The organism is Simplicispira lacusdiani (assembly GCF_003604195.1).
GTDB lineage: Bacteria > Pseudomonadota > Gammaproteobacteria > Burkholderiales > Burkholderiaceae_C > Simplicispira > Simplicispira lacusdiani.
The window spans coordinates 107766-130195 of the sequence record NZ_QXGR01000007.1 but is presented as its reverse complement, the minus strand read 5'-3'; the positions used below and the strand labels follow the sequence as shown (position 1 = coordinate 130195).

Here is a 22430-nt window from a genome sequence, read left to right as displayed (position 1 = left end):
TTTTTTTATGTGCGAGGCGCGCCCTGGGCAGCAGCCAGCCCGGGCGGCGCCGAGAAGTCCACATGCGCTTGCGCCAGGCGCTGCAGCGCGGGAATCAGCGCCCGCGTGTCGCCATGCCGCCACTGGAAGGTGTAGTGCAGCGGCGCGAGGGGCGCGCGCGCGTCCACGGCCCGCAGGCCGAGCGGGCCCACCCAGGCCGCGGGCAGAAAGCCCAGGCCCACTTGCGCGCGCAGCATGCCCGCGACGGCACCCCAGCTGTTGCACAGGATGCGTTCCCGCACCGTCACCCGGTGGGCCAGCAGCCAGTCGTCCAGCAGCCGCGTGGTGCCCGCGCCTGGCGGCAGCGTGACCAGCGGGTGGCGCTGCAGCAGCTCGCCAACGCCCAGGCGCGTGGCGCCGGCCGTGCCCGGTGCGATGGCCCAGGCAAACCGCGCGGCGCCCACGGGGTGCGAGAGCAGGGCATGGCGCGACGAGCGCCCGGCGATCACCGCGAAATCCAGCTCCCCGTCCGCCAGGCGCCGCTCCAGCACACCGCCCACGTCCACGCAGGGCTCCAGCGTCAGGTGCGGGTGGTGCTGCCGCACCGCCGCCACGAAGGCGGGCAGCCAGGTGAGCGCGGAGAGATCGCCCACGCCAAAGCGGCAATGGCCCGTGAGTTCGGCGCGCGCGTCGAGCGCATGGCCCAGCGCCGCCACGGCGTTGAGCACACCGAGCGCGGCGGGCAGCAGGCGCTCGCCGGCTTCGGTGAGCCGGGCGCGGTGGCCGCTGCGGTCGAACAGGGGCTGGCCCAGCACGGACTCCAGTTCGGTGATGCGCTTGGACAGCGAAGACACCGACAGGTGCACGCGTTCGGCCGCCGTGGCGAAGTTGGCGCAGGTGGCGGCCCACCAGAAGGCTTCAAGCTGCTTGATCGATGGTGTGGGCATGGGTGATTGTTTGTGACTTAAAGCGAACAATTCAATTTTAAATATTTCGCTTTCATGCAATGACTTGGCGACCTAAAGTGGCCCCCGGTTCCCGAACGCAATGAATGCCTCCACCATGGCCACCACCACCGCCTTTTCTCGCGCCGCCGCTGCGGCCACGCCGGCACCCGCCCAGGACGCCGCGCCGCGCCCGCCCGCCGTGCTGCGCCGCATGCTGTCGCTGCACGACTTCGAGGAGGCCGCGCGCCAGCGCCTGCCCCGGCCCATTTATGGCTATATCGCGGGCGCGGCCGAGGACAACGCCTCGCTGCGCGACAACCGCAGCGTGTTCGACCACCATGGCTTCGTCACGCGGGTGCTGCGCGATGTGTCGCGGCGCTCGCAGGCGGTGGAGCTTTTTGGCGAGCAGTACGCCAGCCCGTTCGGCATCGCCCCCATGGGCATCAATGCGCTCTCGACCTACCGGGGCGACATCGTCCTGGCGCGGGCGGCGCGGCGCATGGGCATCGTGTCGGTGATGAGCGGAACCTCGCTGATCCCGATGGAGGACGTGGCCCGGGACAGCCCGGGCACCTGGTTCCAGGCCTACCTGCCCGGCGACCAGGCCCGCATCGACGCCCTGGTCGACCGCGTGGAGCGCGCCGGCTTTCGCACGCTCGTCGTCACGGTGGACATCCCGATTTCGGCGAACCGCGAGAACAACATCCGCACGGGCTTTTCCACGCCGCTGCGCCCCAGCCTGCGCCTGGCGTGGGACGGCATGGTGCGGCCGCGCTGGGTGGCGGGCACCTTCTTGCGCACGCTGCTGCGCCACGGCATGCCGCATTTCGAGAATTCTTTCGCCACGCGCGGCGCGCCCATCGTTTCATCCAGCGTGCTGCGTGATTTCTCGGCGCGCGACCATCTGAACTGGACCCACATCGAGGCCATCCGCCGCCGCTGGAAGGGGCCGCTCGTCATCAAGGGCATCCTGAGCGTGGAAGACGCGCTGCGGGCGCAGCGCCTGGGGGCGGACGGCGTGGTGCTGTCCAACCACGGCGGGCGCCAGCTCGATGGCGCCGCTTCGCCCATGCATGTGCTGGAGGCCGTGGTCGCCGCCGTGGGGCCGGCCTACCCGGTGCTGATCGACGGGGGTTTCCGGCGCGGCTCCGACGTGCTCAAGGCCATCGCGCTGGGCGCGCGCATGGTCCTGCTGGGCCGCCCGTTCAACTATGCCGCCGCCGTGGCCGGCGAAGCCGGCGTGCTCCATGCGATCACCCTGCTGCGCGACGAAGTAGACCGCAACCTCGCCATGCTCGGCGCCACGGGCTGCGGCGAGCTTGGCCCCCAGCACCTCGTGCGCCGGCACGGCTGATGGCCGGGCGCATGCACCCCCTTGTTTCAACCCAGGAGACTTCTCTCATGCTTGCCATTCCCTCGCGCCGTGGCGCGTTCTCCCTCTTGTGTGGCCTGATCCTCGCGTCCGGCACGGCCAGCGCCGCCGAGGCGTATCCGGTGCGGCCGGTGCGCCTCATCGTCCCCTTTGCCGCGGGCGGAACCACGGACATCGTGGCGCGCGCCATCGCGCCGCGCGTGGGCGAGGCCCTGGGACAGCCGCTCGTGGTGGACAACAAGGGTGGGGGCGGAGGATCGATCGGCGCGCACGAGGCGGCCCGCGCCCAGCCGGATGGCTACACGCTCGGCGTGGCCACGGTATCCACCACGGCCGCCAACCCGGCCATCAACGCGCGCCTGCCCTACAACCCGCTGACCGATTTCACGCCCATCATCAACATCGCAGCCACGCCCAATGTGCTGGCCGTGCATCCGGGCTTCAAGGCGCAGACCTTCGCCGCCTTCGTGGATGAAGTGAAGAAAAACCCCCGCATGCATGCCTACGGCACGGCGGGCACGGGCTCCATCGGGCACATGCTCACGGAACTGATGGCGAGCCGGGTGGGGCTGGCGCTCACGCACGTGCCCTACCGGGGGTCGAGCCCCGCCTTGAACGACGCCGTGGCGGGCCAGATTCCCATTGTTTTCGACAACCTGCCCTCGGCGCTGCCCTTCATCAAGGCCGGCCGCCTGGTGGCGCTGGCGGTGGCCGCGCCCGAGCGCCTGCCGCAGCTGCCCCAGGTGCCCACCTTCCGGGAGCTGGGGCTGGAGGAGGTCAACCGCAGTGCTTTCTATGGTCTCTATGGTCCCAAGGGCCTGCCGCCCGAGATCGTGGCGCGCGTCCACGCGGCCGTGCAGCGCGCGCTGGCGACCCCCGAGGTGCGCCGCCAGATCGAGGACACGGGCTCGCGCGTGATCGGCAATCGCCCCGAGGAATTCGCCCGCGAGATCGCGGCCGAGAACGCGGTGTACCGCAAGATCGCCTCCGACCGGCGTATCGTTGCCGACTGATGGCGCGATGCGTGGCATGCATGCGCGAAGGGGCCTGGGAAACCTTGCTATAATCGCAGGCTTCGACACACAGGAGAGGTGGCAGAGTGGTCGAATGTACCTGACTCGAAATCAGGCGTAGTGGCAACACTACCGTGGGTTCGAATCCCACCCTCTCCGCCAAAAAGCAAGAACGGGCCTTCGGGCCCGTTTTTCATTTCAGGACGAGGCGCAGGCCCAGCGTGGGCTCATGGGCTCCCGCCGGGCAGGGGCTGGCGCGGCCCACAAGGTCACGCCGGCACCATGGCGGGCAGATAGGTTTCGCAGAATTCCGGCGGCATGCGCCGGGGCTTGCCGCTGCCCAGCTCGATGCAGACCAGGTCCCAATGCCCGCGCAGGATGGTGGCGCCGTCGCGCTCGCGCACGAGCTGGAAGCGCCGCTGCATCGTGAGCTTGCCGTCGCTGGCGACGATCCAGGTGCCCAGCGTGAGCGCGTCGCCCTGCACCGAGGGCAGCAGGTAGTCGTAGGCCGCCTTGCGGATCACCATGGCGCGGTCCAGGCGCTGGTAGTCGGCCAGCGAGAGGCCCAGCGTCTCCGAGTGTGCCCAGCCGATGCGCTCGCACCATTGCACGTACACCGCGTTGTTGGTGTGGTTCAGGCCGTCGATGTCATCGCCGCCGGGCGTGGCGGGCAGCGTAAAGGGGTGCGGATAGTCCCATTCCATGCCGCCGATTGTCGCTCCTGGCCCGGGTGGCGGGTGTCAATGGGTTGACAGCGCGAGGCCGAGCGTCTGAGCCTGGAGCAGCAATAGGAGCAGCAGCGCGAACTGGGCGATGGCGATCCAGCGGACAGGGCCCGGGCGCGTGAGGAAAAGGTAGCCGAACATGGCCAGGCCGAGGCTGAGCCAGGACAGGGCCGAGGTGGCCACGACCCAGGACAGCGGCTTGTCGAACCGCCGGGTGTCGCCGTGCAGCCATGACACCAGGATCAGCAGCATGCCCATGGCGGTGGGGATGATGGACAGCATCACATGCTCCATCCACGCCAGCGCGTCGCCGCGCGGCGCGGCGCCCTGCAGGTAGATCGACGCGAGATAGGTGCCCGCGAAGGTGCAGGCCAGGGCCGCAAGGCTGTGCCAGAGCGCCCGGGGGGCGGGCAAGGCCCGCTGGAGCAGGGTGGATTCGCGCATGGCGGGAGCGAAGAGGGGGCTGTGTTTGTGACATTGTGCTTCAGCGCGTGGCGCGGTGGCCAGGGGGCACGGGCGGCGGCCCATCCTCGCGCACGAGCCGCATGCCCACCAGCGTGTAGCGGGTGTCCGGGCTGTTCCAGTTGCGGTAGCTGCAGCGCGCATACAGGGGCCAGGTGTGCCAAGAGCCGCCCCGGCGCACGCGCACGCTGCCGGTGCGGGGCCCTGGCGGGTCGTTGCGGGGGGAATGCGCGTAGTAGGCCGCGCCGTACCAGTCGGCGGTCCATTCCCAGGCATTGCCCAGCATGTCGTGCAGGCCGAAGGCGTTGGGGGCATGGCTGCCCACGGGGGCGGTGAAGGCATGGCCGTCGCTGCCCGGCAGCGCGTAGGTGCGCCAGCGTTCCCAGTAAGGAGCGGCCTCCTGGTCGAAGGTGTTGGCCGCGCCCACCAGGCCAGCGGGGTCGTCGCCGTGCGGGTAGCGCGTGCGGGTGCCGGCGCGGCAGGCGTATTCCCATTCGGCCTCGGTGGGCAGGCGGTAGCGCTGGCCCTCGGCACGGCTGAGCCAGGCGGCCAGGGCCTGGGCGTCGTTCCAGGTCACGTTCACCACCGGGTGGTCGTCGTCCTGCGCGAAGCCCGGGTCGCGCCAGGAGTAGCGTGGGTCGCGCCCCTCGAAGGCGTCGCCGCGCGGGGTGGCGGCGGGGTTGTAGGCCGGGTTGTAGCCATAGCCACCGGTGCCGTCGGCCTCGGACTCAGGGCGGTAGCCCGAGGCCTCGACGAAGCGCCGGAATTGCCCCACCGTCACCTCGTGCCGGCCCAGGTAGAAGGCGCGGCGGATATGCACCCGGTGCACGGGGGCCTCGTCGGCCAGCAGGGCGAAGCGGCGCCGCTCCATCAGGGGATAGTCCCGCGCCAACTTCGCCGCCGGTTCGGCGCTGCCCATCCGGAAGCTGCCCGCCGGGATGCGCACGAAGACCATGCCCAGCGAGTTCGTCCACTGCGCGGGAGGCGCACCGTGCCCGGGTTGGGCGGCGATGGCGGGCGCGATCATGGCCAGCAGGCCAAGGGCGTGCAAAGTCGGGCGCATGGCGGGAGACTCCGGGAAGTGCGCCGCCCAGTGTAGGCAATGCGTCGTGTGCCGGGCAGGTGGCATTCCCGATGTCCAGCCGCTGGAAACTCGACTACATTGGGTTACAGATCCCCCATTGCCCGCTTCCGATCGCGCAGAGACATGACGCACACGCAGTCCTTGGCCGATGCATGGCGCCCCTGGGCGCTGCGGGTGCTGGGCGGCCTGCTGTTGCTGGCCGCGCTGTGGCTCATGCCGCCCTGGGTGCCGCTGCAGCGGCTGGAATACGATCTGGTCGCCAGCCTCGTGGCACCGCCCCGTCCCGAGGCGGGGGTGCTGGTGGTGGGCATCGACGAACCCAGCCTCGCCGAATTGGGCCAGGCGCCGCCGCTGCCCCGGCGCCTGCATGCCCGGCTGATCGAGGCGCTGACGGATGCGGGCGCGGCGGCCCTGGGCGTGGACCTGCTGCTGGGCGCCGCCCAATCCCCCGAGGACGACGCCGCGCTGGCGCGGGCGCTGCAGGGCCCCCTGCCCGTGGTGCTGGCCAGCGCCGACGTGGTGGTGCGCGGCCCGCAGGTGGCGCATTACCAGCAGCGCGTGGAGTCGGTGTTCACGCAGGCACGCCACGGCACGGTGGCCATGCCGGTGGATGACGATGGCGTGGTGCGCCAAGCCCCCGCGCAGGACGACGCCCTCTGGCGCGTGCTGGCGCAGGCGGCGGGCCGGGCGGTCACGCCGCCGCCGCCCGGGGCCCTGCTGCGCCACTATGCGCCCGAGGTGGCGCTGCCCTACGCCCACTACACCCAGGCCCTCGATGCCGCACGTTCGCTGCCCCCGGAGGCCCTGCGCGGCCGCCTCGTGCTGCTGGGACAGAATACGCCGGTCGGCGGAGAAGACCAGTTCGCGACGCCGCTGCGCGTGCTGGGCGAGGCGTCCCGCTCCGGGGTGCTGCTGCATGCCACGGCCCTGCACAACGGCTTGGCGGGCGACTGGGTGGTGCCGGCGCATCCGCTGGGTCCATGGCTGCAGGCCGGGCTGGCCGTGGGGCTGGCGGCCTGGTTCACGCGGCGCTGGAATGGCTGGCGAGCCAGCAGCCTGAGCCTGCTCCTGGGAGGGGGGGCGGTGCTGGGGAGCCTGGCGGCGTATGTCGCGGGCCTGTGGTGGCCCGCCCTGCCCACCCTGGCGGGGCTGGCCGCGCATCTCAACGTGGGGGCGGCGGGCAGCTACTGGCGCGAGCGGCGCCGGCGCGAGCGCCTGCGCCGGGATTTCGCGCGCTACGTGCCCGAGGACGTGGTCAACGAACTGGCCCGCACCGAGGCCGGGCCGCTGGTGCAGGGCGAGCGCCGCGTGCTCACGCTGCTGTTCGCCGACCTGGCGGGCTTCACCGCCGCCAGCGAGCGCCTGCCGCCCGAGGCGGTGGCGCAGGCGCTCAATGCCTTCTTCACGCGCATGACCGAGTGCGTGCACCGCCACGGCGGCACGCTCGACAAGTTCATTGGCGACGCCGTCATGGCCTTCTGGAACGCGCCCCTGCCCGCGCCCGACCATGCTCGCCGCGCGCTCGCCTGCGCGCTGGACATGCAGGCCGCCATGGCGGCGCTGCGCGCCGGCTGGCAGGGCACGCCCTTCGCGCCAGTGCAGTTGCGCATCGGCCTGCACACGGGCGAGGCCGCCGTGGGGCACCTGGGCTCGCAGGCGCGCTTCACCTACACGGCGGTGGGCGACGCGGTGAACACCGCCGCGCGGCTGGAAGGCGCCAACAAGGCGTTGGGCACGCAGATCCTGCTGTCCGGCGCCACGCGCGAGGCCCTCGGGACTGGAGGGGGGCCGCTGCTGTGGCTCGACAGTGTGCGCCTGGCCGGTCGCAGCGGGGGCATCGATGTCTACACCCCGTGCGATGACGCGGAGCTGGCTCGCATCGCCGAGGCATTGCGCGGCCACGCCCTGGCGGGCCGCCAGGCGCAGGCGCTGGAGCACTGCGCTGCGTGGCGCGCGCGGGCGGCCCAGGTGGCGCCGCGCTGGCTGGCGCATGGGGCGCGGCTGGAAGAGCGGTTGCACGACGGTGCGCCGTTGCGCCCGCGCGCGCTCGACAAAAGCTGAGACGGAAGGAGAGCAAGCATGTCCCACCTCACCCTCTGGAAGACCCCCCTGGCCCTGGCGGCCGCGCTGCTGTGCGCCGCGCAGGCCGCCGCGCAATGCGCCGGCGTGGCGCTGGAGCCGGGCCAGCCGGCGGCGCAGGTCGTGGCCTTGTCGGGCCGGGGCGAGACGCGGCCGGCCGGCGCCGCGCCCTGGCAGCCGGCCGCGCTGTCCCAGTCCCTGGGCGCGGGGGCCGACGTGCGCACGCTGGCGCTGTCCTCGGCCGCGCTGCTGCTGGCCGACCGCACGCAGATCCGCATGGCGGCCCTGGCGCAACTGCGCCTGTGTGAATCCCGCCCCGCGCGCACGCTGCTGGAACTGGTCGGCGGGCGCCTGTGGGCGCGCACCAAGAAGACTCCGGCGGCGCTGGAACTGCAGACCCCCGCCGCCTTGGCCGTGGTGCGCGGCACCGACTGGGACGTGGAAGTGGAGGAGGGGGGACGTACCACGCTCACGGTGCTGTCGGGCCGCATCGCGGTGTCCAATGCCCAGGGCGCGGTGGAGGTCGGCCCGTCCGAGCAGGCCACGGTGGAGCCGGGCCAAGCCCCCGTCAAGCGCCTGCTGGTGCAGCCGCGCGAGCGCGTGCAGTGGGTGATGGATTCCGCGTTCGATGCCGCGCACTGGGCCACGGCCTTGCGCAACGCCGGCGGCGCGCCGCTGGCCGCCGTGGCCGACGCCTTGGAGGCCGGGCGCTGGGCCGAGGCGCGCGCGCAACTGCGGGCCCTGGCCGCGCGTGGCGAGGGTGGCGCCCTGGCCGAGCGGCTGCTGGCCGAGCTGGAACTGGCCGACGGCCAGCCCGATGCCGCGCAGGCCCGGCTGGAGCACGCCTGGCGGCACGGCCGCGACCCGCAGGCCGCCGCGCGCCGCGCCGGGCTGCTGATGGCCCTGGACCGCAGCCACGAAGCGCGTGCCTGGCTTGATGCCACCCGTGCCCAGATGCCCGACGATGCGGCGCTGCTGCGGGCCGACGCCGACTGGCACCGGCTGGAGGGGCAGGGCGACGCCGCGCTGCGCCTGTACCGTCAGGCCGTCGCACAGGCGCCCGATGCCGCCGCCGAGGCCTCCGCCCAGGCCGGCCTGGGCCGGGCACTTCAGGAACGTGGCGACCTGTTCGCGGCGCGCGCGGCGCTGGAACGCGCGGTGGCGCTGGCGCCCGGCCAGCCCGCCCACCGCGCCGAATTGGCCACCGCCGCCACCGAGGCCCTGCGCCTGTCTGCGGCGCGGGCCGACTTCGACGCCGCGCTGGCCCACGCCGGCGACGACTACGTGGCCCTGGCCGGCGCAGGATTGCTGGCACTGCGCCGGGGCGACGCCGAGGCCGCGCGCACGCAGCTGCTCAAGGCGCTGGTGATCGAGCCGCGCCATGCGCGCGCCCAGGTCTGGCTGGCCGTGGCCGAATACCAACTGGGCGAGCCGGCGGCCGCGTTCGACGCGCTGGAGCGCGCGCGCCAGGCCGACCCGAACGACCCGCTGCCCTGGCAGATCGAGGCCCAGATGCGCAACGACAGCGGCGAGCCCCAGGCCGCCATGGCCGCCGCGCGCGAGGCACTGGTGCGCCTGCCCTACCTCAAGTCGCTCAACCCGCTGGCCACCGACAGCCAGGGCTCGGCCAACCTCGGCAAGGCGCTGGGCGACTTCGGCCTGGAGCACTGGGCGCGCGCCTACGCGCAGCAGTCCTACTACCCGCTGTGGGCGGGCAGCCATTTCTTCCTGGCCGACCGCTACGAGAGCGACTTCAGCCGCCGCTCCGAGCTGTTCCAGGGCTACCTCAGCGACCCCACCGTGTTCGGCGCGAGCGACCGGCGCGCGCCGCTGATGCTCACCGAGGGCCGCGAGTGGACGGCCGGCGTGAGCGCCGAGCGCAACCCGCTGCGCCACAACGGCACGGTGGACCTAGGCCACCGGGGCTTCGCGGCGGGGGAACTGCCCGTGGCCTGGCTGCTGCGCGCCACGGACGTGCAGATGTGGCCGCGCGAAGGGCCGGCCAGCTCGCGCTACCGGCTCTCGTCACCGGGGGTGGATCTGGCCGTGGGCCTGCGCCCGAGCGAGCGCCTGGCGCTGTTCCTGCTGCACGGCGACACCATGCTGCGCTACCGCTACCCCGAGGGGCTGGACTTCGGCAACGGCATCACCTTCGACAGCGGTGCGCGCACGCGCACGCGCCGCACCGATGCCGGGGCCTCGTGGCGCTGGTCGGCCGACAGCCAGACCTGGCTCAAGGCGCACACCGGCCGCCAGACCACGGCCCTGGTGCTCGACGACGCCACCTGGGGGCCGCAGGACTACCGCTACGCCAGCGATGAGCAGGGCCTGTTCCTGCGCCACACCGTGCAGTGGGGCGCGCAGCGCCTGAGCCTGGGCTGGGAGCGCGTGGAGCGCGACACCGGCAGCGCCATTTCCGACGCCCAGATCGCCACGCCGCGCACGAACACCGAGCGCTACGACATGCCCTGGGTGGCCGGCGAATGGCGCTCCGGCCCCTGGAACCTCATGGCCGAGGCCTACTGGCCCCGCTTCGGTGCGCGCCAACTCGATCGCTTCACCGACGCGGCCGGGAACGACCAGTTGCCACCCATCGAGGATGGCGCGGCGCACCGCCGCAAGCTGCTGCCGCGTCTGGGGGCAAGCTATGCCTTCGGCCCCGGCCGCGCGCTGCACTGGGCCTGGCAGGAGAGCCTGCGCGCACCGGGCACGCACACGCTCTCGCCCGTGGCCACCGGGGCCATCGCCGTGGACCACCAGTACCTGCTGGCCGGCAGCCTGGCGCGCAAGCACGCGCTGCAGATCGACTGGGAGGTGGATGCGCGCACCTTCCTCGGCGCCAGCCTGTCGGGCCAGCGCATCGACAACCTGGTGGCGCGCGGCGGACGGCTGTTCGCGCAGAACACCGGGGCGCTGTTCGACAACCTTGCCACCATCGCGCCCGTGGTGCTCAACGCGCAAACTTCGCTCGCCACCTACGAGGAAACGCCGATCTTCGGCCAGGGCTATCTGGCGCAGGCCAGCGTGTCGGCCAACCACCTGTTGGGGCCGCGCTGGAGCGTGCTGGGCAGCTATGTGCACACCCGCTCGCGCAACACCGGCGCGGCGTTCGCGGGCCGGCCGCTGCCGGGCTTCGCGCGCCATGTGCTGCTGGGCCAGACCACCTGGCGCCATGCCGGCCGCAGCTTCTCGCTGCTACGCCTGACCTGGCGCGGCGAGCGCTTCAGCGACGAAGCGAACGCGCTGCGCCGCGCGCCGGGCTGGAGCCTGGCGCTGGCCCATGGTTGGGAGTCGCCCGACCGGCGCTGGAGCTTTACCGGCACGGTGCAGACCGGGCTGCGCGCGGGCGAGCGGCCCACGCTGTGGGCGCTGCTGCGCTACCGGGATTGATTTTGAGTGTTTTTAGCCTGTAGCGCTTTCGCAGCAAGCGCTATTAGCTATTAAAAAAGGAGCATTCGCGCCGTCATGCGGCGGCGGCCGCGTCCACCAGTGCCTGCAGCGCGGCCTGCACGTCGGCGGCGGCCACGCCGTCCACCGGCGCCAGGCGCGTGGCCAGGGTTTGCAGGGCCTGCGGGTCCTTCTGCAGCTGGGCGATGGCCTGGCCGGCTTCCTTGGGGGCGTCGAAGCCGGTGCTCTGCAGCAGCAGGCGGCCATCAAAGGCGACCAGCTTGAAGTAGAACTTGCCGTCGTTCTCGCGGTACTGCTTGAAGCTGGGCAGGGCCGCCTTGGCGGCCTTGGCCGCTTTTTGTGGGGCGGCGGCCTGCACCAGGCTGCGCAGGCCCACGGCCGAGCGCAACTCGCGCAGGAAGGGCGTGGCCATGGCGCGGGCGCGCTCGGCGCCGGTCAGCAGCGTGGCCTCGATGCGCGCGGGGTTGTTGATCAGTGCCTCGTACTGCTCGCGCATCGGCGCCACCACCTGGTCCACGCGCTCGAACAGCACCTGCTTGGCATCACCCCAGGCGATGCCGTCCGCGTAGGCCTGGCGCAGGGCGGCGGTTTCTGCCTCGGTGGCGAAGGCCTGGTAGATCTGGAACAGGGCCGAGCCTTCGGTGTCCTTGGGCTCGCCGGGCGCGCGCGAGTCGGTCAGGATGCCCCCGATGAGCTTTTTCAGCTGCTCGCGGCTGGAGAACAGCGGGATGGTGTTGTCGTAGCTCTTGCTCATCTTGCGGCCGTCCAGGCCGGGCAGGGTGGCCACATGGTCGTCAATCACCGCCTCGGGCAGCACGAAGTGCTCGCCATAGAGGTGGTTGAAGCTCGCGCCCATGTCGCGCGCCATCTCGATGTGCTGCACCTGGTCGCGCCCCACGGGCACCTTGTGGGCCTTGAACATCAGGATGTCGGCGCCCATGAGCACGGGGTACATGAACAGGCCGGCGGTCACGCCATCGTCCTGCTCGCGCCCTGCGGCGGCATTCTTGTCCTGCGCGGCCTTGTAGGCGTGGGCGCGGTTGAGCAGGCCCTTGCCGGTCACGCAGGTGAGCAGCCAGGTCAGCTCGGGGATTTCGGGAATGTCGGACTGGCGGTAGAAGGTGACCTTCTCCGGGTCCAGGCCGGAGGCCAGCCAGCTCGCGGCGATCTCCAGGGTGGAGCGCTGGATGCGCACCGGGTCCTCGCACTTGATGAGCGCGTGGTAGTCGGCCAGGAAGTAGAAGCTCTGCACGCCGGGGCGCAGGCTGGCCTGCACCGAGGGGCGGATCGAGCCGACGAAGTTGCCCAGGTGGGGCGTGCCCGTGGTGGTGATGCCGGTGAGAAAACGCGTGGTGCTCATGGGAACAATGTCTGCAGAAAAAGGGGAATAGCGGGGTTAGCGCAGCAAGGCGGTGAGTGGAACGAGCAACAGGTTGATGGCGCCATAGCCCAGCGCCATCAGCGGGCGCAGCCACAGGCTGCCGACAATGCCCGCGATCACCAGGGCCATCACGATGAAGAAGCCCCAGGGCTCCACGCGCGAGAGCAGGTGCGCCTGCTTCCAGGGCAGCAGCCCCACGAGGATGCGGCCGCCATCGAGCGGCGGCAGCGGGAACAGGTTGAAGGCCCACATGACGAGGTTGACCAGCACCCCGGCGCGGGCCATCTCGATGAAGAAGCGCTCGTCGATGCCCATGCCCACCAGGGCCACGAGCAGCACCGCCCAGAACACGGCCTGGACGAAGTTGGAGGCCGGCCCCGCGAGTGCCACCCATACCATGTGCTGCTTGGGCTTGCGCAGGTTGCCGAAGTTCACCGGCACCGGCTTGGCGTAGCCGAACAGGAAGGCGCCCGAGGTGGCGAAGTACAGCAGCAGGGGCATCAGGATGGTGCCCACCGGGTCGATGTGCTTGAGGGGGTTGAGCGTGATGCGCCCCATCATGTAGGCGGTGTTGTCGCCGAAGTGGCGCGCCGCATAGCCATGGGCCGCCTCGTGCACGGTGATGGCGAACAGCACCGGCAGGGCGTAGATCAGAACGGTTTGGATGAGATTGGAAGGGTCCACCGCGCGATTGTCTCAGACGCGCCGTCGCTGCCGCCGCCCCGGGGCGGTCACAGCCCCAGCGCCTGCAGGCTGCCGCGCCCTTCGCGCACCACCTCGGGCTCGCCGCCCGTGCCCATGGGCGTGAGGTCGACCACCGTCGTGGGCTCGGAAGGGCAGGCGCCCGCGTCGACCACGGCGGCCAGGGCATGCTCGAACCGGTCGCGGATCTCGTGCGCGTCGTTCAGCGGCTCGCTTTCGCCGGGCGGGATCAGCGTGGTGGCCAGCAGCGGCGCGCCGTGCAGGGCCAGCAGCTCCTGCAGCGTCTTGTGCTCGGGCACGCGCAGGCCGATGGTCTTGCGCGAGGGGTGGCTCACGCGGCGCGGCACTTCCTTGGTGGCTTCGAGGATGAAGGTGTAGGCCCCGGGCGTGGCCAGCTTGAGCAGGCGGAACTGGCGGTTGTCCACGCGCGCGTAGCTCGACAGTTCCGACAGGTCGCGGCACAGCAGCGTGAGGTGGTGCTTGTCATCCACCTGCCGGATGCGGCGCAACTGGTCGGCCGCGTCGCGGTCGTCGAGGTGGCACACCAGGGCGTAGCTGGAATCGGTGGGCACGGCCACCACGCCGCCCTTGTGCAGCAGGGCTGCGGCCTGCTTGAGCAGCCGGGGTTGCGGGTTCTCGGGGTGGACTTCGAAGTACTGGGCCATAGTGGAAGATCTTAGTCGGCCATGGGACTGTTTGCCGCCAGCAGCCTGTGAAACTGCCACGGCCCAAGCCAGGGCCGCCGTGCAAGGGCCGCCCCGCCGCACTGGCGGCATCTCCCCGCCCGCAACGCGTAGCGCTGCGAGAGCGGGGGGAAGGCCCGCAGGGCCTCAGGGGGGTGGTTCACTTCAGGATGCGGTCGGCCACCAGGTCCCAGACGGGGGTGAGATGGCTGGGCAGCGGGGGCAGCGTGCCCAGGTCGGTGTGGGACTCGTCGGGGCTGTGGAAGTCGCTGCCGCGCGAGGCGGCCAGGCCGAACTCCTGCGCCATGGCGGCGTAGCTCACGGCCTCGGCCGCCGAATGGCTGCCGGTGACCACCTCGACAGCCTGGCCGCCATGCTGTTTGAATTCGGAGAACAGCGCGAACTCCTCGTTGGCGCTGAGGCGGTAGCGTGCCGGGTGGGCGATCACGGCCACGCCGCCGGCCTCGGTGATCCAGCGCACCGCGTCGCCCAGCGTGGCCCAGCGGTGCGGCACGAAGCCGGGCTTGCCTTCGATGAGGTATTTGCGGAACACCTCGGAGGTGTCCTTGCACACCCCGGCCTCCACCAGGAAGCGGGCGAAATGGGTGCGCGAGATCAGTTCGGGGTTGCCCACGTAGCGCAGCGCGCCTTCGTAAGCACCGTGGATGCCCACCTGGGCCAGTTGGGCGGCCATTTCCTGGGCGCGCTCGCCGCGCCCGCCGCGCGTGCGCGCCAGGCCTTCGATGAGCCGGGTGTCGTCGGCATCGAAGCCCAGGCCGACGATGTGCACCGTGGTGTTGGCGAAGGTGACCGAAATCTCCGCGCCGGTGAGGTAGGCCATGCCCTGGGCACGCGCGGCGGCGGCAGCGCGGTGCTGGCCGCCGACTTCGTCGTGGTCGGTCAGCGCCCACAGGTCAACACCGTTGGTCCGGGCCCGGGCGGCAAGTGCCTCGGGGTCCAGGGTTCCGTCGGAAACGACGGAATGGCAGTGCAGATCGGCGTTGGTGTAGGAGGTCACCGGACCATTCTACGGGTTTGTCCCGGGGCCTGCTGGTGCGAGGTGGGTGCCGCATGGGCGTAGGCTATATACCAGGCAAATGTGACAATATGTGTATATTCTCGGGATCCAAGAGGGGAGATCATGCAATTCGACAATATCCGTGTATCGCGCAAACTGTGGGGAACCCTGCTTTGCGTGGTAGTGGCCATGGTTCTGATGTCCGGCATCCTGCTCAACCGCTATGCGGCTTCGATGGAGCAGACCATGGCGGACGTGCAGACCATCGAGGACCGCATCACCTCGGCCGTGCGCTGGCGCGGCGCCACCGAAACGGCGGTGACCATGGTGATGGGGGGCGCCGTGACCACGGACGCCGTGCTGGCGGAGCAGTACGGCACCCGCGTGAAGGAGATCATCGGCGGCATCAACAAGATCCAGGCCGATATCGCCAAGGCCACCGTCGATCCGGATGAAAAGCAGGCGCTCGACCACATCGCGGCCGAGCGCAAGAAAACCCTCGATGCCACGGCCAAGACCTGGGAGCTCAAGGGCGCGGGCGACGCGGTGGCCACCCAGCGCTTCGCCGATGAGCAGCTCACGCCGCTGGTGGCGTCCTACCTCAAGGCGCAGGACGATTTCGTCAAGGTGCTCGAAAAGCGCCGGGAGCAGGTGCGCGCCAGCGCGGAGGCGCGCCGCACGCAGTTCAGCGTCATCGCCTGGGGCGTGACGGCCCTGGTGGTGCTGGCCGCGCTGTTCATGGCGCGGGTGCTGGTGCGTTCGATCACCCGCCCGCTGGACGAGGCGGTGGCCACCATCGACGCCATCGCCGCCGGCGACCTGACCCGCGACATCCACACCACGCGCAAGGACGAGTTCGGCCACATGCTCGGCTCGCTCGGCAGCATGGTCGTGCGTCTGCGCGGCCTGGTGGGCGAGGTGCGCACGGGCGTCGAGGCCGTGACGCTCGCCTCCACCGAGATCGCCACGGGCAACCAGGACCTGTCCTCGCGCACCGAGCAGACGGCCTCCAACCTGCAGCAGACCGCCGCCAGCATGGAGCAGCTCACGGCCACCGTGACCCAGTCGGCCGACACGGCGCGCCAGGCCAACCAGCTCGCCGCCAACGCGGCCAAGGCCGCCACGCGCGGCGGCGAGGTGGTGGGCCAGGTGGTGGCCAGCATGCAGGAGATCACCAACAGTTCGCGCAAGATCGCCGACATCATCGGCGTGATCGACGGCATCGCCTTCCAGACCAACATCCTGGCCTTGAACGCCGCCGTGGAAGCGGCGCGCGCGGGCGAGCAGGGCCGGGGCTTCGCCGTGGTGGCCAGCGAGGTGCGCAGCCTGGCCGGGCGCAGCGCCGAGGCCGCCAAGGAGATCAAGCAACTGATCGGCGCCTCGGTCGAGAACGTCGAGACCGGCTCGCAGCAGGTGGCCGAGGCCGGGCAGAGCATGGACGAGATCGTCTCCAGCGTGCAGCGCGTGAGCGACCTGATCGGCGAAATCACCGCTTCGTCCACCGAGCAGCGCGACGGCATCGCCCAGGTCAACCAGGCCGTCACGCAGCTGGACCAGATGACGCAGCAGAACGCCGCCCTGGTCGAGGAATCGACCGCCGCCGCCACCTCGCTGCGCGACCAGGCGCACCACCTGACCGACGTGGTGGCCGTGTTCAACGTGGGCGCCAGCGCCGCGCCGGCCCTGCGGCAGGCGCCGCGTCCGGCGGCCGCGCCCAGGCCCGTGGCCGCGCCCTCGGCGCAGGCGCCCCGGAAGGTGGCCGCGCCGGCCAGCGCCAAGCCCGCCGTCGCGGGCCCCGCGCCCGCCCGCAAGGCCACGGCCCCCAGTGCCGCCGCGCCACGCATCCCCGCACCCGCGGCACCGCGGGCGGCCCAGGCGGCCGATGACGATTGGGAAAGCTTCTGAGCCTGCCCGGCCGTGATGGCCGGGAATTGCTTTTAAAAAGATAGCATTCGGCGCTTGTGCGGCAAGCGCTGGATGCTATTTTTGCTTGAGATGATGCGCGGGGCATGGCGCCGGGCCCGGCAGGCCGGACGGTGCTCTTCTACAATCTGCGGCCCGTCCACCACCGCTACTGCCCATGTCCGCGAACCACCGTCCCAGCGCCGCTTTGCGTCCCCTGCCTTCCATGATCTTCGCCAGCCGCTGGCTGCAGCTGCCGCTGTACCTGGGGCTGATCGCGGCGCAGGCCGTGTACGTGTTCCACTTCTGGGTGGAACTGGTGCACCTGCTGGAGGCGGCTTTCGGCAACGAGAAGGCGCTGCAGGCCCTGATCACCAGCATCGGCTACAAGACCGACGTGCAGATCACCAGCCTGAACGAGACCATCATCATGCTGGTGGTGCTGGCGCTGATCGACGTGGTGATGATCTCCAACCTGCTCATCATGGTCATCGTCGGCGGCTACGAGACCTTTGTGAGCCGCATGAATCTCGAAGGCCACCCCGACCAGCCCGAGTGGCTCAGCCACGTGAACGCCTCGGTGCTCAAGGTCAAGCTGGCCACCGCCATCATCGGCATCAGCTCGATCCACCTGCTCAAGACCTTCATCAACGCCGCGAACTACGACCTCAAGGTGCTGATGTGGCAGACCATCATCCATGTGGTCTTCCTGCTCAGCGCGCTGGCCATCGCGCTGACCGACCGCCTGCTCAGCGCATCGCACGCCGCCGCCAACGCAAGCCACTGAGCGCTTGCAGGCGCGAATGCACCGGTTGCCCCCCGGGCCGGGCTCCGCCCGCATTCCCTGAAACTGGCGCGGCCCAGGCCAGCGGCCGCCGCGCAAGGGCCGCCCCGCCGCGCTAAGCAAAGTCCCCTTTGGGGGAAGGTGCGCAGCGCCGCAGGGGGTCACTTCACCTCCGCGCCCTCCACTAGGAACTGCACCTTGCGCTCGCCCTTCCACTCGTTCACGTCGAGGCGGAAGGCCAGCAGCACGCGGGCGGGCAACTGCTCGGTGCGGCCGAACCAGATGGCGTCCACGGGCTGGCCCTGGTGGATGAGCTTGATCGACAGGTGGTTCCTGGCCTCGCCCACCAGGCGCTGGCTCAGCACCTGCACCTCCTCGCTGAAGGTCGGCGGGGCGAAGCCCTGGCCCCAGACCTCGCGGTGCAGCGTGTCCACCAGGTCGGCGCGGCGGTATTCGGGCGCCAGGGGGCCGTCGGTTTCCAGCTTGCGCGTGAGCGTGGCGGCGTCCAGCCATTCGCGCGCCACCTGGGCCAGCGCCTGCTCGAATTCCTCGAAGCGGTCTTCCGGCACGGTACAGCCCGCCGCCATGGCGTGGCCGCCAAAGCGCAGCAGCACGCCGGGGTGGCGCTTGGCCACGAGGTCGAGCGCGTCGCGCAGGTGAAAACCGGGAATGGAGCGGCCCGAGCCCTTGAGCTCGTGCTCCTTGCCCGGCGCGCCGCTGGCGGCGAAGACGAAGGTGGGGCGGTGCAGCCGGTCCTTGATGCGCGAAGCCACGATGCCCACGACGCCCTCGTGGAAGTCGGGGTCGAACACGCTGATGGCGGGCGGCGGTTCTTCGCCGTCCTCGAACAGGTTCTCGGCCAGCAGTTGCGCCTGCTCGCGCATGCCGCCCTCGATCTCGCGGCGCTCGCGGTTGATGGCGTCGAGCTGCTGTGCCAGGTGGTCGGCGCGCGCCGTGTCGTCGGTCAGCAGGCACTCGATGCCCAGCGTCATGTCGGCCAGGCGCCCGGCGGCGTTGATGCGCGGGCCCAGCGCGAAGCCGAAGTCGAAGGTGGTGGCCAGGGGCGGCTGGCGTCCGGCCACGCGCAGCAGGGCGGCGATGCCGGGTGGCATCTGGCCCGCGCGGATGCGCTTCAAGCCCTGCGCCACCAGGCGGCGGTTGTTGGCGTCGAGCCGCACCACGTCGGCCACGGTGCCCAGGGCCACGAGGGGCAGCAGCGGGTCAAGTTTTGGTTGATTGCTGGTGTCGAACACACCGCGCGCACGCAGCTCCGAGCGCAGCGCCAGCAGCACGTAGAACATCACGCCCACGCCCGCGATGGATTTGCTCTCGAAGGTGCAGCCGGGCTGGTTGGGGTTGACGATGGCGTCGGCCTGCGGCAGTTCGGCGCCGGGCAGGTGGTGGTCGGTCACCAGCACCGAGAGGCCCAGCGCCTTGGCCTGGGCCACGCCCTCGCAGCTGGCGATGCCGTTGTCCACGGTGATGAGCAGGTCGGCGCCGCGCTCCTGCACGCGCCGGGCGATCGGCGGGGTCAGACCGTAGCCATCGACCACGCGGTCGGGCACGAGGTAATCCACGTGGCGCGCGCCCAGCAGGCGCAGGCCGCGCACGGCCACGGCGCAGGCGGTGGCGCCGTCGCAGTCGTAGTCGGCCACGATGCACAGGCGCTGGTCGCGCGCGATGGCGTCGGCCAGCAGGCGCGCGGCGTCCTTGATGCCCTGGAGCCCGGCGGGCGGCAGCAGGCGCGCCAGGCCGTCGTCCAGGTCGTCCTTGGCCGTCACGCCGCGCGCGGCGTACAGGCGCGCCAGCAGCGGGTGGATGCCGGCCTGCTCCAGCGCCCAGGCGGCGCGGGGCGGGATGTCTCTGGCTATTATTTTCATAGCTGCTCGCGCACGTCCGCAAAGCGCTGGGGCCTGAAAATGCTTGAAATCTTCTGGCCCAGCGAACGCGGCGCCGTGTGCCAGGTGAGCGCGCCGCGCTCGCCGCACAGCGTGAGCCGCGCCGCGCCGCCGCGCGCCACTTGCTCGGCCAGCCGCGCCAGCGCGCCGGCGTCGAGCGCCTGCCAGGCGGCGGCCCAGGCGGCCCAGTCCTCGCGCAGCGCGGGCTCGCGCAAGCCGTCCTCCACCACGGGCGGCGGGCCCGGGGGGTGGGGCGCCTGGGGCAACTGGCCGGCACCGTGTACCCAGAAGGCGTTGACGGGCGGCAGGCGCCGCGCCTCGCGCGCCTCGTTGAAGGCGTGGGTGTAGAGCAGCATCTGCATCTCGCTGTGCAGGCGGCGCAGCGGGTGCGTTTTCTGTTCGCCGGGCAGCCAGTGCGAGACGTCGCGGTGCAGCACGCGCTCGGGCGAGGCGGTGGCCAGGTCGGCCAACAGGTCGCCCTGGGCCAGCCAGCGCGTGGGCTGGTCGTAATGCAGCGTGATGCCGTCCTCCGCGAACCAGGGCGCCATGAGGGCGAGCAGGGCGCGTGCCTCGTCCTCGGTCAGTTGCAGCTGGGCCGGGTCGTCCAGCGTGACATGGTCGGCGCCCACGCGCCAGTGGCAGGGCGTGACGAAGGCCCAGGCGCCCTGGGCGTGGCGGCCCTGCTGGTGCAGGTGGTGCGCGGCCCAGGGGATGCGGCCCGGCGCGCTCGGCAGGCCCAGCGCGCGCGCCAGGGCGCGCTCGTGCGGGGCGGAGAGGGCGTCGTCATCGGCCACATCGCTTTCCTGCAGTGTCAGGCGCGCGAGCAGCCGGTCCAGGTGGGGCAGGGCCAGGCCGGCCAGGGCCTGCTGGCCGGCCTGGGAAGCGCCGGCGGCATAGGGGATGATCAGGTGGAGGGGGTCCGGCATGCCGGGTATTTTGCGGGATGCCACAATCGCGCCCACATGCAAATCCCTTACGAACTGGCCCTGGGCTGGCGCTACACCCGCGCGGGCCGCGCCACGCGGCGCAATGGCTTCATCTCGTTCATCTCGGGCGTGTCCATGCTGGGCATCGCGCTCGGGGTGGCGGCGCTCATCATCGTGCTGTCGGTGATGAACGGCTTCCAGAAAGAGGTGCGCGACCGCATGCTCAGCGTGGTCTCGCACATCGAAATCTTCGCCCCCGGCGGCGCGGCCTTGCCCGACGTGGCGCTCACGTTGCAGGAGGCGCGCCAGCACCCGCAGGTGGTGGGCGCGGCGCCGTTCGTCGCGGCGCAGGCGCTGCTGGCGCGCGGCGAGGACATGAAGGGCGCGCTGGTGCGCGGCATCGACCCGGCGCGCGAGCCCGAGGTCACCGACCTGGTGGCCAACGGCCGCGGCGAGGCGCTGGCCCAGCTCGTGCCGGGCGAATTCCGCGTGGTGCTGGGTGGCGAGCTGGCGCGCATGCTGGGCGTGCGCGAGGGTGACGTGGTCACGCTGATCGCGCCCACCGGCCAGGTCACGCCGGCCGGCGTGGTGCCGCGCCTCAAGCAGATGCGGGTGGCCGGCACTTTCGACTCGGGCCACTATGAATACGACTCCACCCTGGTGCTGCTGCACCACGAGGACGCGCAGCGCATCTTCCGCCTCGAAGGCCCCACCGGCATCCGCCTGAAACTGCGCGACCTGCACCAGGCGCGCACCGTGGCGCAAGACCTGGCGGGTAGCCTGAGCGGCGACCTGCGCATCCGCGACTGGACGCAGCAGAACCGCACCTGGTTTGCCGCCGTGCAGCTCGAAAAACGCATGATGTTCATCATCCTCACGCTCATCGTGGCCGTGGCGGCGTTCAACCTCGTCTCCACGCTGGTGATGACGGTACAGGACAAACGCGCCGACATCGCCATCCTGCGCACCCTGGGCGCCAGCCCGCGCAGCATCATGGGCATCTTCGTGGTGCAGGGCGCGATGGTGGGCGTCATCGGCACGCTGGCCGGGCTGCTGCTGGGCCTGGGCATCGCCTTCAACATCGACGTGATCGTGCCCGCCATCGAGCGGCTCTTGAGCGCGAGCTTCCTGCCCAAGGACATCTACCTCATCAGCCGCATGCCCAGCGACCCGCAGCCGGCCGACATCGTGCCCGTGGGCGTGATCTCGCTGGTGCTGGCCTTCGTGGCCACGCTGTACCCGAGCTGGCGCGCCAGCCGCGTCAACCCTGCCGAGGCCTTGCGCTATGAATAATGTAGCTGGTAGCGCTTATCCAGAAGGCGCTGGAGGCCAGAATGGCTTCAAAACAAAGACTGTTCTGCAGGCCCGGGGCCTGACCAAGCGCTTCACCGAGGGCCGGCTTGATGTGACGGTGCTGCAGGGCGTGGACCTGGAAGTGCGCGCGGGCGAGACGCTGGCCATCGTCGGCGCCTCGGGCTCGGGCAAGAGCACGCTCTTGCACCTGCTGGGCGCGCTGGACGCGCCCACGTCGGGCAGCGTGCACCTGCATGGCCAGCACCTGGCGCAACTGTCGGCGGCGCAACAGGGCGATCTGCGCAACCAGCACCTGGGCTTTGTCTACCAGTTTCACCACCTGCTGCCCGAGTTCAGCGCGCTCGACAACGTGGCGATGCCGCTGCGCATCCGGCGCCTGCCGTATGAGGAATGCACGCGCCGCGCCGCGCAGATGCTGGACCACGTGGGCTTGGCCGGCCGCGTGCAGCACCGCCCGGCCGAGCTGTCGGGCGGCGAGCGCCAGCGCGTGGCCATCGCGCGTGCCCTGGTCACCCAGCCGGCCTGCGTGCTGGCCGACGAACCCACGGGTAACCTCGACCGCGCCACGGCGGAGGGCGTGTTCCAGCTCATGCTGCAGTTGGCGCGGGAGCAGGGGACGGCGTTTGTGATGGTGACGCATGACGAGACGCTGGCAGCGCGGTGCGACCGGGTGCTGCGGCTGGTGGCGGGGCGGTTGGATGTGGCTGGGTAGTCTGGGGCTTTGCTGAGGCCGTAGGCCGGGATGTCGCCCCG

18 protein-coding genes and 1 tRNA gene are annotated in these 22430 nt (G+C 71.2%); 9 read left to right on the top strand and 10 right to left on the bottom strand.

Annotation, left to right across the window (positions count from 1 at the left end; genetic code table 11):
• Positions 1-5: 5 nt before the first annotated feature.
• Complete coding sequence (locus D8S75_RS11725; RefSeq protein ID WP_119966523.1) at positions 6-926, bottom strand: LysR family transcriptional regulator; 921 nt, start codon at positions 924-926, stop codon at positions 6-8.
• 115 nt (positions 927-1041) lie between these two features.
• Here D8S75_RS11725 and D8S75_RS11720 point away from each other — a divergent pair, with 115 nt between their 5' ends.
• From D8S75_RS11720 to D8S75_RS11710, 3 genes are all read left to right on the top strand, one after another.
• Positions 1042-2280: an alpha-hydroxy acid oxidase gene (locus D8S75_RS11720; RefSeq protein ID WP_119966604.1), complete on the top strand. Its 1239-nt coding sequence runs from the start codon at positions 1042-1044 to the stop codon at positions 2278-2280.
• A gap of 47 nt (positions 2281-2327) precedes the next feature.
• Complete coding sequence (locus D8S75_RS11715) at positions 2328-3311, top strand: Bug family tripartite tricarboxylate transporter substrate binding protein (RefSeq protein ID WP_119966522.1); 984 nt, start codon at positions 2328-2330, stop codon at positions 3309-3311.
• A gap of 72 nt (positions 3312-3383) precedes the next feature.
• Positions 3384-3473 (top strand) — tRNA-Ser (locus tag D8S75_RS11710).
• Positions 3474-3580: 107 nt separating this feature from the next.
• Here the strand turns inward: D8S75_RS11710 and D8S75_RS11705 are convergent.
• From D8S75_RS11705 to D8S75_RS11695, 3 genes are read right to left on the bottom strand one after another with little or no spacing between them, the layout of a single operon-like run.
• Entirely contained in the window at positions 3581-4015 is a 435-nt protein-coding gene (locus D8S75_RS11705; protein ID WP_119966521.1) for an acyl-CoA thioesterase, read from the bottom strand.
• A 36-nt stretch (positions 4016-4051) separates the two neighbouring features.
• Positions 4052-4480 (bottom strand): hypothetical protein, encoded by a 429-nt coding sequence (locus tag D8S75_RS11700; protein ID WP_119966520.1) that lies wholly within the window; start codon positions 4478-4480, stop codon positions 4052-4054.
• A 40-nt stretch (positions 4481-4520) separates the two neighbouring features.
• Positions 4521-5561 carry a formylglycine-generating enzyme family protein gene (locus tag D8S75_RS11695; RefSeq protein ID WP_119966519.1) on the bottom strand — a complete coding sequence of 347 codons (1041 nt, stop codon included), beginning with the start codon at positions 5559-5561 and terminating at the stop codon, positions 4521-4523.
• Between the two features lie 144 nt (positions 5562-5705).
• On the opposite strand from D8S75_RS11695, the gene D8S75_RS11690 reads away from it, so the two are divergent.
• Together D8S75_RS11690 and D8S75_RS11685 are read left to right on the top strand one after the other, a co-directional pair.
• Positions 5706-7643 (top strand): adenylate/guanylate cyclase domain-containing protein, encoded by a 1938-nt coding sequence (locus D8S75_RS11690; protein WP_198673194.1) that lies wholly within the window; start codon positions 5706-5708, stop codon positions 7641-7643.
• A gap of 18 nt (positions 7644-7661) precedes the next feature.
• Positions 7662-11051 (top strand): FecR domain-containing protein, encoded by a 3390-nt coding sequence (locus tag D8S75_RS11685; protein WP_119966517.1) that lies wholly within the window; start codon positions 7662-7664, stop codon positions 11049-11051.
• 73 nt (positions 11052-11124) lie between these two features.
• Here D8S75_RS11685 and D8S75_RS11680 read toward each other — a convergent pair whose 3' ends face one another.
• The 4 genes from D8S75_RS11680 to D8S75_RS11660 all read right to left on the bottom strand — a co-directional run bounded on the left by D8S75_RS11680 (position 11125) and on the right by D8S75_RS11660 (position 14853).
• On the bottom strand, positions 11125-12429 hold the full coding sequence (locus tag D8S75_RS11680; RefSeq protein WP_119966516.1) for a tryptophan--tRNA ligase: 1305 nt from the start codon (positions 12427-12429) through the stop codon (positions 11125-11127).
• Positions 12430-12465: 36 nt separating this feature from the next.
• Entirely contained in the window at positions 12466-13134 is a 669-nt protein-coding gene (locus D8S75_RS11675; RefSeq protein ID WP_119966515.1) for a site-2 protease family protein, read from the bottom strand.
• A 47-nt stretch (positions 13135-13181) separates the two neighbouring features.
• A complete protein-coding gene (locus D8S75_RS11670; RefSeq protein WP_119966514.1) occupies positions 13182-13817 on the bottom strand; it encodes an L-threonylcarbamoyladenylate synthase in 636 nt (211 codons plus the stop codon).
• A gap of 178 nt (positions 13818-13995) precedes the next feature.
• On the bottom strand, positions 13996-14853 hold the full coding sequence (locus tag D8S75_RS11660) for a 3',5'-nucleoside bisphosphate phosphatase (RefSeq protein WP_119966513.1): 858 nt from the start codon (positions 14851-14853) through the stop codon (positions 13996-13998).
• A gap of 123 nt (positions 14854-14976) precedes the next feature.
• Here D8S75_RS11660 and D8S75_RS11655 point away from each other — a divergent pair, with 123 nt between their 5' ends.
• Positions 14977-16758 (top strand): methyl-accepting chemotaxis protein, encoded by a 1782-nt coding sequence (locus D8S75_RS11655; RefSeq protein ID WP_119966512.1) that lies wholly within the window; start codon positions 14977-14979, stop codon positions 16756-16758.
• A 175-nt stretch (positions 16759-16933) separates the two neighbouring features.
• Positions 16934-17542: a TIGR00645 family protein gene (locus D8S75_RS11650; protein ID WP_119966511.1), complete on the top strand. Its 609-nt coding sequence runs from the start codon at positions 16934-16936 to the stop codon at positions 17540-17542.
• A gap of 158 nt (positions 17543-17700) precedes the next feature.
• Here the strand turns inward: D8S75_RS11650 and recJ are convergent, their stop codons facing one another.
• Together recJ and D8S75_RS11640 are read right to left on the bottom strand one after the other, a co-directional pair.
• A complete protein-coding gene (recJ, locus tag D8S75_RS11645; RefSeq protein ID WP_119966510.1) occupies positions 17701-19419 on the bottom strand; it encodes a single-stranded-DNA-specific exonuclease RecJ in 1719 nt (572 codons plus the stop codon).
• Positions 19416-20363, bottom strand: a complete 948-nt coding sequence (locus D8S75_RS11640) for a phosphoglycerate mutase (protein WP_119966509.1) — start codon at positions 20361-20363, stop codon at positions 19416-19418. The genes recJ and D8S75_RS11640 overlap by 4 nt, the downstream gene beginning before the upstream one ends.
• Positions 20364-20399: 36 nt before the next feature.
• Between D8S75_RS11640 and D8S75_RS11635 the strand changes: the two genes are divergently transcribed.
• Together D8S75_RS11635 and lolD are read left to right on the top strand one after the other, a co-directional pair.
• Complete coding sequence (locus D8S75_RS11635) at positions 20400-21656, top strand: lipoprotein-releasing ABC transporter permease subunit (protein ID WP_119966508.1); 1257 nt, start codon at positions 20400-20402, stop codon at positions 21654-21656.
• Positions 21649-22389 carry a lipoprotein-releasing ABC transporter ATP-binding protein LolD gene (gene lolD / locus D8S75_RS11630; protein WP_119966507.1) on the top strand — a complete coding sequence of 247 codons (741 nt, stop codon included), beginning with the start codon at positions 21649-21651 and terminating at the stop codon, positions 22387-22389. Before D8S75_RS11635 ends, lolD begins: the two co-directional genes overlap by 8 nt.
• The last annotated feature ends 41 nt before the right edge of the window (positions 22390-22430 follow it).